The sequence below is a fragment of the Dactylosporangium sp. NPDC000521 genome, from assembly GCF_042898305.1.
In the GTDB taxonomy this organism is placed as follows: Bacteria; Actinomycetota; Actinomycetes; order Mycobacteriales; family Micromonosporaceae; genus Dactylosporangium.
In genome coordinates this window covers 21,021-35,381 of record NZ_JBIAYW010000027.1, presented here as the reverse complement: position 1 = coordinate 35,381, position 14,361 = coordinate 21,021, and the positions used below count along the sequence as shown (strand labels likewise).

Annotated in this window: 9 protein-coding genes; 7 read left to right on the top strand and 2 right to left on the bottom strand. The window is 70.9% G+C overall.

Annotated features, from left to right (window positions below):
- Positions 1–36: 36 nt before the first annotated feature.
- Complete coding sequence (locus ACFY3L_RS47360) at positions 37–2,424, bottom strand: hypothetical protein (RefSeq protein ID WP_389340224.1); 2,388 nt, start codon at positions 2,422–2,424, stop codon at positions 37–39.
- 311 nt (positions 2,425–2,735) lie between these two features.
- Entirely contained in the window at positions 2,736–5,378 is a 2,643-nt protein-coding gene (locus ACFY3L_RS47355) for a sugar-binding protein (RefSeq protein ID WP_389340222.1), read from the bottom strand.
- A gap of 612 nt (positions 5,379–5,990) precedes the next feature.
- Here ACFY3L_RS47355 and ACFY3L_RS47350 point away from each other — a divergent pair.
- The 7 genes from ACFY3L_RS47350 to ACFY3L_RS47320 all read left to right on the top strand — a co-directional run bounded on the left by ACFY3L_RS47350 (position 5,991) and on the right by ACFY3L_RS47320 (position 14,251).
- Positions 5,991–7,064, top strand: a complete 1,074-nt coding sequence (locus ACFY3L_RS47350; protein WP_389340220.1) for an ROK family protein — start codon at positions 5,991–5,993, stop codon at positions 7,062–7,064.
- A gap of 31 nt (positions 7,065–7,095) precedes the next feature.
- Positions 7,096–8,154 (top strand): extracellular solute-binding protein, encoded by a 1,059-nt coding sequence (locus ACFY3L_RS47345; RefSeq protein ID WP_389340218.1) that lies wholly within the window; start codon positions 7,096–7,098, stop codon positions 8,152–8,154.
- 101 nt (positions 8,155–8,255) lie between these two features.
- Positions 8,256–9,338, top strand: a complete 1,083-nt coding sequence (locus ACFY3L_RS47340; RefSeq protein WP_389340216.1) for an ABC transporter ATP-binding protein — start codon at positions 8,256–8,258, stop codon at positions 9,336–9,338.
- The gene (locus ACFY3L_RS47335; protein ID WP_389340214.1) at positions 9,335–11,089 is read left to right on the top strand and encodes an ABC transporter permease; all 1,755 of its coding nucleotides are present in this window, start codon (positions 9,335–9,337) and stop codon (positions 11,087–11,089) included. The genes ACFY3L_RS47340 and ACFY3L_RS47335 overlap by 4 nt, the downstream gene beginning before the upstream one ends.
- Positions 11,077–11,907 (top strand): creatininase family protein, encoded by an 831-nt coding sequence (locus tag ACFY3L_RS47330; RefSeq protein ID WP_389340212.1) that lies wholly within the window; start codon positions 11,077–11,079, stop codon positions 11,905–11,907. Before ACFY3L_RS47335 ends, ACFY3L_RS47330 begins: the two co-directional genes overlap by 13 nt.
- A complete protein-coding gene (locus ACFY3L_RS47325) occupies positions 11,904–13,364 on the top strand; it encodes an argininosuccinate lyase (RefSeq protein WP_389340210.1) in 1,461 nt (486 codons plus the stop codon). The genes ACFY3L_RS47330 and ACFY3L_RS47325 overlap by 4 nt, the downstream gene beginning before the upstream one ends.
- A complete protein-coding gene (locus ACFY3L_RS47320; RefSeq protein ID WP_389340208.1) occupies positions 13,361–14,251 on the top strand; it encodes an ROK family protein in 891 nt (296 codons plus the stop codon). The genes ACFY3L_RS47325 and ACFY3L_RS47320 overlap by 4 nt, the downstream gene beginning before the upstream one ends.
- The last annotated feature ends 110 nt before the right edge of the window (positions 14,252–14,361 follow it).

The window sequence follows — 14,361 nt, the reverse complement described above, 5'->3', positions numbered from 1 at the left end:
ATCGACGGCCCGGGACCACGCTCACGTGGTCCCCCGCTATTTGATCTCGTAGACCGCCACGTGCCCGGCCTGGTACCGCAGCTGAGCGAACTTGCCGAGGTCCGGCGACACGTGGACCTCGTCGGGGAACGGCGGCTCGTCCTCCCAGAACCAGTTGGAGACGTCCTCGACCCACAGCCACCGCACGCCGTACTGGTCGCGCAGCTTGCCGACGGTCTCCGCGGACGGGGCGGTGAAGGCGGCGTCGTTGTCGATGATGATCTGCGGGTGCCAGTACATGGTGTACTGCTGGATCACGCCCTGCGTGAGCTCCTGGCTGTGCGCCTCGGCCGTGTAGGCCCACGACTCGACGAGGACGCGGCGCTCGCTGTACGCGGCGATGCCGAAGTGCCTCCGGTCGCAGCCGTCGGCGACGCTGAGGAACACGCAGTGCGCGTTGGTGGCGACGAGGTCGTCGGGCGAGGAGTGGGCCCGCAGCCAGCGGCCCGCGTCGGGGGTGCCCTCGGTGACGATCGGCCAGAGCTCCGCGGCGTTCTTCCAGCCGTTCTTGTGGCCGACCGGGTACAGGTAGCCGATCTGGCTGGCCACGGTCGGCAGGGAGAAGCCGAGCATCAGCGTCACGACCAGCGCCGCCGGCCGGGTGCCGCCGAGCCGGCTCCGGTACCGCCAGGCCAGGACCGCCGCGACGGCGATGACCAGCGCCAGGAGCACGTACGGATACGTGATCTTCACGGTCAGCTGCACCGTGCGGTACGTGGCGCTGAAGCGCGGCACATGGTCGCCGTCGACGGTCCGGATCGCGAAGATCACGAGCACGCCGGCGCCCAGCGCGATCAGCAGCGGGCGGGCGGTGCGCCAGGTCAGCGCCGGCGCCATGAGCAGCAGCCCCCAGGCGGCCAGGGTCGCCAGGTAGGGCCGCGCACCCATCAGGAAGAAGCCCTCGGCCGACCCGCCGGAGTGCGCGAACAGCATCAGCGCCGACATGCCGACGATGCCGAGCCCGGCCATGAGCAGCACCTCGGCGTCGAACAGCCGGTGGCGCAGGCCGGCGGCGCCGGCCCACATGCAGACCCAGCACAGCACGGTCAGGGCGAGCAGGATCACCAGGCGGTACATCTTGGGGTCGGCGATGAAGCCGGTGGTGTCACCGGTCGGGTTGTGCCGCATGCCACCGAGCGGCACGATGTCCAGCCCCTGGCTCTCCCCGCCGAAGAGCACCAGGTTCGCGAACGCCATCCAGGCCCCGACGATGCCCAGCGCGGCGAGCGCCACCCGGTTGAGCCGCCGCCGGAAGACCAGCTGCGCGCAGACGACCAGCAGCAGCCCGCACAGCAGCGTCGGCAGGAACGTCGCCTTCGCGCCCATGATCGCCGCGGGCAGCAGCGCGAACAGCACCCACCGCCGCCGGTCCCGGCCGTGCTCCCGCAGCAGGTCGACCAGCAGCAGCATCAGCGGCACGAACAGCAGGCTGCCGAACGTCTGGGTCGGGCTGGCCCACAGGAACAGCTTCATGTTGGAGCCGTCGTCCATGGTGTTGAACGCGTAGTTCGTGTAGAACCCGGCCAGCTGCCAGCCGTACGGGTCCGGCGACAGGACGAGGAACGCCGCCAGGGACGAGAGCGCCCCGCCCAGCCAGGACCCGGTCACCCGGCGCCCGAACGCGGCGATCAGCACCACGTACGCCATGATCATCGGCAGTAGGGACAGCCTGGCGATCAGCACCCACGGCTCGATCCCGGTCACCCAGCTCGTCGAGGCGAAGTCCGCGTAGACGAACCAGTGGTAGAAGACGCCCTCACTGGTCACCCACGGCGTCACGAGGTCCATGTGATGCTTGAACTCGCCGGTGAGCGCCATGTGGAACGGCAGGTCGATGTCCGTCCTGCCGTAGCTGGGCCACTCCGTGCCCAGGTACCGGTAGTACTTGGACGCCCACGCCAGCATGACCAGCGCCACGACCGCCATCGCCCACGACCAGGCCAGCGGCGTTCTCGCGGCCGGCCCGGCGCCGCGCCAGAACCGCCGCAGACCCGGCACGACCGCGAACGCCGCGATGATCGCCAGCGGCACCACCTGCGCCGCCAGCGGCACCCCCAGGGCGCGGGCCGGGATGTAGGCGAGCACCTCGATCGCGTACCCGATGGCCGTCCCCGCCGCCAGGTCCTCCGGCAGCGCCCGCGCCCCCCGATGCACCAACCGCCACAACAGCGTCCCCGGCACCGTGATCCCGATCGCGACGTACGCCGCGAAGATCCCGGTCGTCGCCGGCGACACGTCGTAGAACCACAGCAGCCCGACCGCGGCGACCGCCACGAGCACCGCCGGTAACCATCCGGACCTCCAGACAGCCGTCCGCACCGGGCCGGACGACCGCTCGTCGGACTGGACGCCGCCGTCGTGCTCGGCCTGCTGTGCCAGAGTCATCGTGAGAGTCACCTTCGGGGTTCGTCGTACGCTGCGGCCCGAGTATAGGCACCGTGACCGCCGCGCACTGACCGCGCACAGTGACGCCCGGCGACGCCCGGGTCCTGTCAAGCGCCGTTCGTCTGGTGTTCACCGCCACTGAGCGTCGCAGACAAGCCGATCGAGCACCGGCCCGCCGGAGTGAACGCCGGTGTGACCTCGCGTCGGCGGGCGTGACGGTTTCGCGCGCTTTATGAAGATCAGGCCGTAATGAGCATGAAAGGAGGGGCCGGCGTGTGCCGGCCCCTCCCTCCGCGATGCCCTCAGCGCAGCTAGCTCAGCTGCTGGGCGATACCCGTGGTGGCCTCGCCGGACTGGTACGACACCAGCAACGTGGCGCCGGCAGGCAGTGCGCCGGCCGTGGGCAGCCACGCGTCACTCGAGCCGCTGCCACGGAACTCGACCGTGGCCTGGGCCAGGATCGCGTTGCCGTCCCAGACGAACACCCGGGCGGTGCCCGCCTGGCGGGACTTGAGCTCGACCTTGACGCCGCCCTGCTGCTTGGTCACGTCCTTGATCTGGATCGTGCCCGCGGGCAGCGCCGTCCAGCCGCCGGGGGCGACCATGTCCGCGCTCGACTGCAGGATCGTCTGCGGCGACTTCACGCTCTCCGCCGCCGTGTCCGGCATGATCGGCGTCTTGGGCGCCGACGGCTTGGTCTGGTAGCCGTCGAGCTTGGCGACACCCCAGCGCCACGGGTCGGCCCGCACGCCGCTCCACGTGGACCAGCCGACGCGGGTCTGGGCCGCCAGGTCCTGCGTGTCGGAGTCGTTCACGAGGATGTTCATGCCCATCTTCGCCGCGTCCACGTTGTCGGGCAGGACGCTGAACGGCACCTTCACCTCGATGCGGTAACCGGTGTAGGGGCTGCTGACCACGGACGCGACCTGCATGCCGGGCGCGGTCAGCGGGCCGGCGCCCTGGTAGTTGTCCCGCTCCCGGGCGTAGCATGGCGGGTTGCCGTTGGCCGGGTCCTTCGTCGCCGGGAACAGGGCCACGTTGAACACCGTGGAGGTGTTCGCCGAGCCGCCGCGCGGGTCGATGCCGAACTCGATGTTGTCGTTGCGCCGGGGACGCTTGCAGTCCTCGGGCGGCAGCACCGTGCCGAGCACGTCGTCGGTGATCTCGAACAGCGCGTAGATCGCGTCGTCGGTGTACGTCAGCCAGGCCTTGCCGGAGATGTCCGCCGCCGTGGCCGCGGTGCCCTCCCACCGGGTGGAGATGTCGATGGGCTGGCCGCTGTACTCACCCGGGCTCGCCGTGCCGTCGACGACGGGGGCCTTCGCCGCCTTGGGGACGGACGTGACCGGCACGATGTTGAGGACACCGGGCTCGACCGCGCTGCCGCCGGCGTAGCTGGTCTCGATCTGCACCGCGTAACGCCCGTCGTTGGGCGCCCGGTTGGCGGTCGGCAGCGACGCGTCGGTGTTGGTCACCGTGAACGTGACCGAGCCGCGCGCGCCGGGCTGCAGGCCGCTGTAGCTCTGCTGCGCCTCGGCCACGGCGAAGCCGGCGGGCACGTTGAGCTTCACCGTGCCGGACTGCACCTGGTTGCTGTGGTTGGTGAGGTCGACCCGGATCGGCCGGGTGCCGCCGCTGGGGATGCTCAGCATCGACTCGATCAGCGCGTCGAGGGACTGGCCCTCGTTGCGCTGCGTCCACTCGCGGAAGTCACCCACCTCCGGCAGCGGCTCGAGCGTGCCGCGGACCGGGGCGGTGGCCTGCACCAGCGTGGTGTTGCTGCCGGTGCCGTCCTTCTTGGTGGTCATGGTCGCCTTGAGCTGGAACCGCTGCCCGGCCACCAGGGTCGCCGGTGGGGTCACGGTGAACGTGGCGACGGACTCCTTGTTGTTGGGCGTGATGGTGCCGATGTCGCCCTTGCCCGTGACGGTCCAGCCCGCCGGGGCCTGCAGGGCCACGCTCGCGCCCGGGATCGCCTGGGTGGCCCGCACGTGGGTCTTGACCTCGAAGGGCTGGCCGGCCAGCACCTCCCACTGCTCGGAGCGGACGTGCAGCTCGGTGCCGAGCGGCAGCCCGCCCTCGGCGCGGATGCTGGTGCCCTGCAGCGCGGCGGTGCCGCCGACGTTCGGGTCCGGGTACGGGGTCCGGCTGTCGATCATCGTGATCCGGTTGCAGCCGATGCTCGCCGGGTTGGTCTGCGCGTCAGCCGTGTCGGCCCAGCCCTGGGAGGCGTACTCGCGCCGGGCCAGCACGCCGACCTGGTTCCACCGCATGCCGCCGTTGCGGGCCGACTCGTAGCCCTGCCAGGTGCCGAAGATGGTGTTGGTCGGCTGGGAGGGGGTGAAGGTGGTCTCGCAGGCCTGACCGTTCGAGCTGGTGCCGCTGCCGCCGCCCTGGAAGAGGCGGGCGGGACGGAACGGCTTGAGCCCTTCCTTCGTGATCTGCTCGGGGAAGGCGGTGGGGTCCGCCGCCGCGTAGAACGCCTCGACGGCGAGCATCGCGGCTTCCTGGTGGTTGCCGTGGTTGCCCTGGGTCGCCGACGGGTTCATCGTGACGATGACTTCCGGCTTGGTGGTCCGGATCGTGCGCACGATGCGCGACAGCGACTTCTCGTAGTTCCAGATCTGCTTGGACAGCGGCGCGCTCGCGGTGTAGTAGAAGTCGAGCGCGTCGAGGTTGTAGACGTTCATGACGCCGGCCCGGCCGACGGCGCGGCGCTCCTCGGCCTCACGCAGGATGCCGAGCGCGGGTCCCTCCTCGAGGCCGACCGCGTTGCCGCCGCCCTCGCCCCGGGTCATCGTGATGACCCCGGCCTTCATGTTGTGGTACTCGTTCCAGTAACCGAACATGCCGAGCTGCCCGGCCTCGTCGTCCGGGTGCGCACCGATGAACATGATGTCCAGGTCGATCGGTGCGTTCGGTTTGGCCTGTGCCGGGCTTGCCAGGCCCACCATTAACAGACCGCACGTGGCGATCGCGGCTTTGGCGCGCCATTTCATAGGGCAACCTCTTCGTGTGGTGGAGACGGGGGGTACTCCTGGACCGCTGGCGGCTTTCCGGGTTAATTCAGACTGCGAAATTAGTGCGCGGACGCGACAGCGTCCCGCACGGAGTGACGACCGTCCACAGTGGACAGTCGTCAGGGGTCAACAGCGCCCGGTAAGCCGGTCAGCACTGGAAGGGTGTTGTGGCGTAACGCTAGGGACCGCCCGAAAGGACTGTCAACACCTCGGACGGGCATTTTCTTCGCTCTAGAAAAAATCACCGAGCGAGGGCGGGTGGGCGCGGTGCCGATCCGACCATGAATGTCCATATTTGTGTTTATGATCTGTCCACATTACTGTCCTTTTATGCGAGCCACCTGGCCTTTTGCCATGTCCAGCTCGTCGGATATCGCGGGGCCACGGTGGCCCTTCGAGATCGTTCCGTGACTTGACCCCCGATTTTCTTCGCACTAGTAAGAAAGGGTGATCGCCGTGGGGAGAGCACCGACAAGTCCGGTCAGCCGGGAACGGTCGCGTGAGATCAAGCGCCAGTCGGTGATCTCGGCTGCCCGGGAAGCGCGCGTGCTGTCCCGGGTCGATCTGGCCGAGCTCACCGGGCTACCGGCGGCGACGCTCACCGCGCTCGTACGTGACCTGATCGCCGACGGATTCCTGATCGAGCGCGGTCCGGGCGCCAACACGCACGGGCGGCCGCGGGCGATGCTCGAGTTCAACCCACGCGCCGAACTGGTGGCCGCGGTGTCCCTCGAGCCGCCCCGCATCACGTGCGAGATCGCGGACAGCAACGGCACGGTGATCGCCCACCGCACGTCCCGCCTCGGCCGCGACGTCGTCGAGACCGTCTGCCAGTTCGTGGCGGAGCTGGTCGCCGACAACCGGCCGTCGCTGTGCGGGGTCGCGATCGCCGTGCCCGGGGTGTCGTCCGACGGCGCGGTCCGGCTGGCACCTTCGGTCGGCCTCGTCGAGGCGCGGCCGATCGGCCAGTCGGTGCAGCAGGAGCTCGGCGTGCCGGTGGTCGTCGACAACGACGTCAACCTGATGGCGGCGGGGGAGCGGATGGCCGGCGCCGGGAAGGACGTCGACGACCTGATGCTGCTGCACGTCGCCGACGGCATCGGCGCGGGCCTCATCCTCGACGGCCAGGTGCGGCGGGGGGCGAGCGGCGCGGCGGGGGAGATCGGTTTCCTCCCGCTCGATCCGCAAGCGGACCGCGCCTACAGCGGGGTCGGCCCATTCGAGGCGCGTTGGTCGGCCAACGCGATCGCGGAGCGGGTCGTCGCACTGAACCCCGGCCGCCGCCCCGAGGCGCCGGTCAGCGAGCTGATCGAGCTCGCGGCCACGTCCGCCGCGGCCCGCGCCTACCTCGACGAGGTGCTGGACGCGTGGGCCCGGCTCGTCATCTCCTGTGCCTGCGTCGTCGACCCGGGCCGGGTGCTGCTCAGCGGCGCGGCGGCCGAGCTCGACGACGCGGCGCTGGCACGCATCCAGGACCTGGTCTCCGCAAGGGTTCCGGCCCCCACCGAGGTGCGCCGGGCCGTGCTCGGGGACCAGGCGGTGCTGCACGGCGCGATCAGTTATGCCCTGTCGGCCGCGGTACGGCTACCCGGCCCGTTCCTTACCCCGAACCACCGATAACACCCCCCCTTTTCTGCATGCGGAGGAAGTCATGAGACGTCGCGTTGCCCTCACCCTCGCGGTCAGCACGTTAGTGGCCGGTCTGACCGGCTGCGGGAGCGAGGACAAGGATTCCGCCTCGGCGGGCTCCTCGGGGAAGCCGGCCGAGAAGATCGTCGTCTACAGCGCCCGCGACAAGAAGGTCACCGACTTCGTCGTCGAGCAGTTCGTCGCCAAGCACCCCGAGTACAAGGGCAAGGTCGAGGTGCTCAACATGGGCGCCCAGGAGGTGCTCGAGCGGACGCGTGCGGAGAAGGCCAACCCGCAGGGCTCGGTCTGGTGGGGCGGCACGCAGCAGGGCCTGTCGGCCGGTGCCGGCGACGGCCTGCTCGAGGCGTGGCAGCCGTCCTTCGCCGCGCAGATGGACGCCCGGTACAAGGACGCGCAGGGCCGCTGGTTCGGCGAGATCCTGCTGCCCGAGGTCATCATGTACAACAACAAGGCGATCCCGGCCGACCAGGCGCCGAAGGACTGGGACGACCTGCTCGACCCGAAGTGGAAGAAGAAGGTCATCATCCGGGACGTGGCCGCGTCGGGCACCATGCGGTCCATCTACTCCTCGATGATCCAGCGCCTGTCGAAGGACGGCAGCAACCCGCAGCCCGGCTACGACTGGCTGCGCAAGCTCGACGCCAACACCGGTGACTACGCCGCCAACCCGACGGACCTGTACGTCAAGATGTCCCGCGAGCAGGGCGTGCTCAGCGCCTGGAACCTGCAGGACATCCTGCTGCAGTCCGAGCAGTCGAAGATGCCGTTCGGCTACGTGATGCCGGCGTCCGGCGCGCCGGTGCTCGTCGACGGCGTGGCCGTGATCAAAGGCGGCAACACCGAGGGTGCCAAGACCTTCATCGAGTTCCTGTTCGACGGCGCGCTGCGGGCCAACCTGGCCAAGGACTTCTTCCAGATCCCGGCCGTGCCGATCGCCGAGAAGCCGCAGTGGCTGGCGGACCTGAACCTCAAGCCGATGGACGTCGACTGGGACGTCATCGCCAAGAACGAGACCCAGTGGATCAACCACTGGAACGCCGAGATCAAGAACAAGGGCTGACCGCCCACCGGGCCGGGTCGTCGCACGGCGACGACCCGGCCCCCCGGATGCTCCAGGCCTGCTGACCGTCCAGGCATCGATGGCAGTGCAGAGAGGGAACGATGATCGACGTCGAGTTGGAGTCGGTGAGCAAACGCTTCGCCAAATCGGGCGAGGCCGCCGCAGTCGACGACGTGAACTTCACCATCGGTGCGGGGGAGTTCTTCACGCTCCTGGGCCCGAGCGGGTGCGGCAAGACGACCACGCTGCGGATGGTGGCCGGGTTCTACTTCCCCACCATGGGGCACATCCGCTTCGGCGGGCAGGACGTCACCCGGCTCGCTCCCAACAAGCGCGACACCGGCATGGTGTTCCAGAACTACGCGCTCTTCCCGCACATGACCGTGGCGCAGAACGTCGCCTACGGGCTCAAGGTGCGCAGGGTGTCCCGCGCCGAGGCGAGCCGGCGGGTGTCCGAGGCGCTGGCCCAGGTCCACCTCGACGGATACGGGTCACGCCGGATCGAGCAGCTCTCCGGCGGGCAGCAGCAGCGCGTCGCGCTGGCCCGCGCGCTGGTGATCCGCCCCCGCATGCTCCTGCTCGACGAGCCGCTGTCCAACCTGGACGCGAAGCTGCGCGAGGAGACCCGCACCGAGATCCGGCGCATCCAGCGCGAGGCCGGCACCACGTCCATCTACGTGACCCACGACCAGGCCGAGGCGATGGCCATGTCGGACCGCATCGCCGTGATGCAGGCCGGTCGCGTGCAGCAGATCGGCACGCCGCGCGAGGTGTACCACCAGCCGGCCAACGCGTTCGTCGCGCGCTTCATCGGCCGCAGCAACGTGCTGTCGCTGCCGGTCACCGCAGCCGACACCACCCGGGTCGAGGTCGCGCTGCCCGGCGGCGGTCACATCGCCGCCGGCGCGCCCGCCGGGCACGGGCTGCGCACCGGCGACACCGCGCTGGTCTCCGCCCGGCCCGAGCACATCGCGCTGGCCGGCCCCGACGACCCCGGCGTGATCCGCGGGCGCGTGACCGCCCTCGAGTTCACCGGTATGGCCACGCACCTGACGATCGACATCGGCGACGACAAGGGCGGTGAGGTCACCGTCGCGGCGGTCGACGTGCCCGACCGCGTCGACGTCGGCGACAGCATCGGCCTGCGGCTCTCCGCCGACCGGCTGTGGGTGGTCCGGCCGTGACCGCGGCGTCGTCCACCGTGACGTCGCGCCGGGTCACGCTGGCCCGGCGGCTGGCCGGTGGTGCGAACGCGGCCTGGTTCCCGTACCTGATGGTCGCCCCGCTCGTCCTGATCCTCTGGGGCTACGTGGTGCAGCCGATGCTCGCCACCTTCGTGGAGAGCGTCAGCGAGGACGGCGCCAGCAACTACACGCAGTTCTTCACCTCGGCCGGTGTCGCGCGGACGTCCCTGATCACGTCGCTGGCCATCTCGGTGGCCAGTGTGGTGCTGTGCGGCGTCGTCGGCGTCGCGATGGCGTTCCTGCTCAAGCGGTTCTCGTTCCCCGGCCGCCGCCTCATCGAGGCGTTCATCCTGGTGCCGGCCGCGCTGCCACCGCTGATCGGGGCGATCTCGTTCCAGCTCCTGTACAGCGAGATCGGCATCCTGCCACGCGGCCTGCAGCGCCTGTTCGGGACCGAGTCGCCGGTGCTCGCGTTCGACGGCATCGCCGGGGTGCTCGTCGTGCACACCTTCACCATGTACCCCTTCTTCTACCTGGCCGCGTCCGCCGCGCTGGCGGGACTGGACCCGTCGATCGAGGAGGCCGCGTACAACCTGGGCGCCGGACGCGTCCGGGTGTGGCGCACGGTGCTGCTGCCGATGCTGACCCCCGCGATGGTGTCCGCGTCGCTGCTGGTCTTCATGACGTCGCTGGCGTCCTACACGGCGCCGCTGCTGTTCGGCGTCGACCAGACCATGACGATGCAGATCTACATCAACCGCACCAACGGCGACCTGCCGATGGCCTCGACGTACGCCTCGGCGCTTGGTCTGGTGTCGATCGCCTTCCTGCTGCTGATGCGCTGGTACGAGGGGCGGCGCAGCTACCTGTCGCAGTCGAAGGGCATCTCCGCGCGACGCCGGGAGATCTCCAACCCGGTCGGTCGCTGGCTCGCGCCGGTCGCCTCCGTGCTCGCGGCGATCGTGCTGCTGGCCCCGGTCGCGACGATCGCGCTGGTGGCGTTCTCCGAGGACGGGTCGTGGACGACGGAGATCATCCCGTCGGCGTACTCCGTCGACAACTTCGTCACGATCATGTCCGAGCCGAAAGCGTTCCAGCCGATCCTGAACTCGCTGCAGATGAGCCTGCTCGCCACCGCCGGATGCATCGTGATCGGCGTGCTGATCGCCTACGCGGTGCGGCGGCTGCGCTTCGTCGGCAGGAGCCTGCTCGACATCGGCGTCATGATCGCATGGGCGCTGCCCGGCACCGTCGTGGCGATCAACCTGATCTCGGCGTTCAGCACCGGCAACAGCTTCAGCTTCGGGCAGGCGCTGATCGGCACCTTCTGGATCCTGCCGCTGGCGTACTTCGTGCGGTTCCTGCCGCTGGTGTTCCGGGCCAGCTCCGCGTCCCTGGCGCTGATCGACCCGTCGCTGGAGGAGGCGGCGCGCAACCTCGGCGCGTCGTGGTTCCGGGCCTTCCTCAACATCACGGTGCGGCTCATGCTGCCGGGCGTCATCGTCGGCGCGCTGCTGGCGTTCGTGCACGGCGTGGGCGAGTTCGTCGCATCGGTGCTCATCTACACCTCCTCGACCGTCCCGATCTCGGTGGCCATCAACAACCGCATGTACTCCTTCGAGATCGGCACGGCCGCCGCGTACGGCATGCTGCAGGTGGTGCTGATCTTCGTGGTGATGTGGTTCTCGAGCCGGCTGGAGAACGGTGGCGGCCGGGCCGCGGCACGGCAGGCGGAGCAATGGACGAACTGATCGAGGCCTGGCAGGCGGACGGCGGGCTCCTCCCGGTGAGCCGCCTGCCCGGGCACGAACTGGCGCGCGTCGCCGCGGCGGCCGACTTCGCGGTCCTGCCCGTCGGCGCGGTCGAGTGGCACGGCCCGCACCTGCCGCTCGGCACCGACCTGATCCTGGCCGACGGGTTCGCGGGCGAGGTGGGCGGCGCCGGGCTGCGGGCCGTGTCGTTCCCGGCCGTCCCGTACGCGGCGTGCCCGGGACAGACGCGGCCGTGGCCCGGCACCGTCGCCGTGCGCCCCGAGATCGCCGTCGGATACCTGTGCGACGTGCTCGACGGCATCGTGGCCGCGGGCTTCGCGCGGGTGCTCGTGGTCAACGGGCACGACGCCAACATGTCCACGGCGCGGGCCGCGATGGAGTGGGTGTCCGGCCGGCGGCGGGTGAGCCTGCTGCTGGTCAACTGGTTCCAGCTCGTCGACGCCCGCGAGACGACCGAGCTGTTCGGCGAGCTGCCCTCGCGCGGACACGGCGGCGCCTACGAGACGTCCGCCGTGCTCGGCTTCGACCCGGAGGCGGTGCACCCGGGCGTCGCGCCCGACCTGCCGCCCCGGCCGAAGCTGCCGACGGTCCATCCATACGTCCTGGTCGAGTCGCGACCCGAGCCGTGGAACGGTTGGTCCGGCCACGTCTCGCTGGCCACCGAGGCGGCCGGCCGGCAGGTGCGCGAGACGGCCGGCGCCCGGCTCGGTGAGGTCGCGCGGGCATGGGTCGCGGCGCCGCTGCCCGGCCCGCCCGGCGCCGATCCGGCACCACAACGACACGAGGGGAACGCATGACGCACCAGCTGACCACCTACCAGCAGCACCATCTCCGCGTCGTCTTCGACCACCACGCCACCTACCTCTACGGGCCGATGGTGAAGGCCAGCGAGGCGCACGTGGTGATGCTCGCCGAGCAGGGCCTCGTGTCCACCGACGCGGCGGCGCAGATGCTGCGCGGGCTGGTCACGCTCCGGGACGACCGGCCCGGGACGTTCGACTACGACGGCTCGGTCGAGGACGTGTACTTCACGCTGGAGAAGCGGCTCGCCGAGGCCTGCGGCATCCCGACCGGGCAGCTCAGCGTGCAGCTCGCCCGCAGCCGCAACGACCTCGATTCGGGCGTGTTCCGGATGGTCCTGCGCGACCAGCTGCTCGGTGTGCTCACCGCGATCGGCGACGCGGGCGCCGTGCTGCTGGACCGCGCCGACCGGTACGCCGACGTGGTCGTGGTCGGGTACACCCACCGGCGCCCCGCCCAGCCGACCAGCATCGGGCACGTGCTCGCCGGATACGCCGAGGCCCTCGCGGGTCAGGCCGCCGCCTACGCGAGCCTGCTCGCCGAGATGAACCGGTCACCGCTCGGCTCCTGCGCCTTCGCGGGCACCGACCTGGCGATCGACTCCCACCGGCTGGCCGAGCTGCTCGGCTTCGACGAGGTGGTGGTCAACTCGTACGAGGCGGTCGCCGGCGCCGACCACCTCATGCGCACGGCCGCGCTCAACGCGCAGGCACTCGCCACCGGGGCGCGCGTGGCCCGCACGCTCATGGACTGGCTGACCTGGGAATGGGTGCGCACCCCCGAGGAGTTCACCCAGGGCAGCAGCATCATGCCGCAGAAGCGCAACCCGGTCGTGCTGGAGCACCTGGTCTCGATGGCCGGCGCGACGGCCGCCGACGCCGCGTCCGTGTTCAACAACGTCGGCGCGGCGTGGTGGGAGGACTCCAACAACGCCACCACCGACGTGCAGGTGCGGCTGTGGGAGAGCAACGACCGCGCGTACCGGTTCTTCGCCCTGCTCGGCGGCCTGTTCGAGCGGCTGGAGCCGCTGCGCCCGCCGACCGGTGAGGCGATCGTCGCGACCGGCGCGACCACGACCGCCGCGGCCGACGCGCTGACCCGGCACGGCCTGCCGTTCCGCGCCGCCCACTCGGTCATCGGCCGCCTGGTCCGGTCCGGGCCGCCCGCGGCCTGGACCGACGACGGCATACGGGAGGCGGCGCACGCCGTCGCCGGGATCGACTCGCTCGATGACGCCGCCGTGCAGGACCTCCTCGCCGCGGCGCTGCGTCCGGAGCTGGTGCTGCGCCGCGCCCAGCCGGACGGCCCGGGCGAGGCCGCCGTCCGGGCACAGGTCGCCCGGCTCCGATCCAACCTGGACGCGACGCTCACCGGGGTCGACGCGCTGCGGCAGCGGCTGCGCGAGGCCGACACGAAGCTCGCGACCGCGGTCGCGGAAAGGGCCACACAGTGAACCTCGAAGCCCCCGCCGACCGGCGGTTGTTGGGCATCGACTTCGGCGGCACGAAGATGGCGATCGGGATCGGCGACGCCGACGGACGCCTGCTCGTCTCGGAGCGGCTGCCGACCCTCGCCGTGCGCGGCGCGCGGCAGGCGCTGGACCGCGCCCTGGATCTGGCGCAGAAGCTCGTCACCGACACCGGCGGCACCCTGCACGCGGCCGGGATCGCCTCGCCCGGCGTGATCCGTGAGGACGGCATCGACCTAGCGCCGAACGTGCCGGGCTGGGAGAGCCTGCGCCTGGCCGAGGCGGTCCGCGAGCACCTGGGCGTCTCCCGCGTGCGGGTCGCCAACGACCTCAACGCCGCGGCCCTCGCCGAACTGCACCGGGGAGCGCTGCGGGACGCCGACCCGGGGCTCGTGATCGGCCTGGGCACGGGCGTCGCCACGGCCGTCACGGTCAACGGCGCCGTCGTGCCCGGGTTCCGCGGCGCGGCCGGTGAGATCGCGTACGCCGTCACCGGCCCGGACTGGCCGGCGTCGCCGGAGCCGCTGCTCGAGACCGACTTCTCCGGGCGGGCCCTCGACGAGCTGGCGGACCGGCTCGCCCTGCCCGACGGCGCGGCCGGGCTCTGCGCGGCCGCGGTGGAGCCCGGGCTGGTGCGCGACGCGCTGGTCGCCCGGGTCGGCGAGCTGGCCCGCCACGTCGTCACGTGCTGCCTGCTGCTCGACCCGCAGTGCATCGTGCTCGTCGGCGGTGTCGCCCGCGACGACCTGGTGCGCGAGCTGCTGATCGACAGGCTCTCCCACGCGCTGCCGTACCCGCCCGAGGTGGTCCTGTCCGACTTCGCGCAGGACGCCGCGCTGCTCGGCTCGCTTACGCTCGCGACGCAGGCCTGATCGCTCCCACGCCGCAGGACTGCCCCGGGGCGGTCCTGCGGCGTGCGCGGTGCTCCGTAACGGTCGTTACCTCGGGGTGCCGTGCTCCGATGCCGTGCCGTACATTGCGC

What these genes read in the sequence shown, in the direction of transcription:
- ACFY3L_RS47360 (WP_389340224.1), bottom strand. Translation starts at nt 2,424, where the DNA reads ATGACTCTGGCACAGCAGGCCGAGCACGACGGCGGCGTCCAGTCCGAC.
- ACFY3L_RS47355 (WP_389340222.1), bottom strand. Translation starts at nt 5,378, where the DNA reads ATGGTGGGCCTGGCAAGCCCGGCACAGGCCAAACCGAACGCACCGATC.
- ACFY3L_RS47345 (WP_389340218.1), top strand. Translation starts at nt 7,096, where the DNA reads ATGAGACGTCGCGTTGCCCTCACCCTCGCGGTCAGCACGTTAGTGGCC.
- ACFY3L_RS47340 (WP_389340216.1), top strand. Translation starts at nt 8,256, where the DNA reads ATGATCGACGTCGAGTTGGAGTCGGTGAGCAAACGCTTCGCCAAATCG.
- ACFY3L_RS47330 (WP_389340212.1), top strand. Translation starts at nt 11,077, where the DNA reads ATGGACGAACTGATCGAGGCCTGGCAGGCGGACGGCGGGCTCCTCCCG.
- ACFY3L_RS47325 (WP_389340210.1), top strand. Translation starts at nt 11,904, where the DNA reads ATGACGCACCAGCTGACCACCTACCAGCAGCACCATCTCCGCGTCGTC.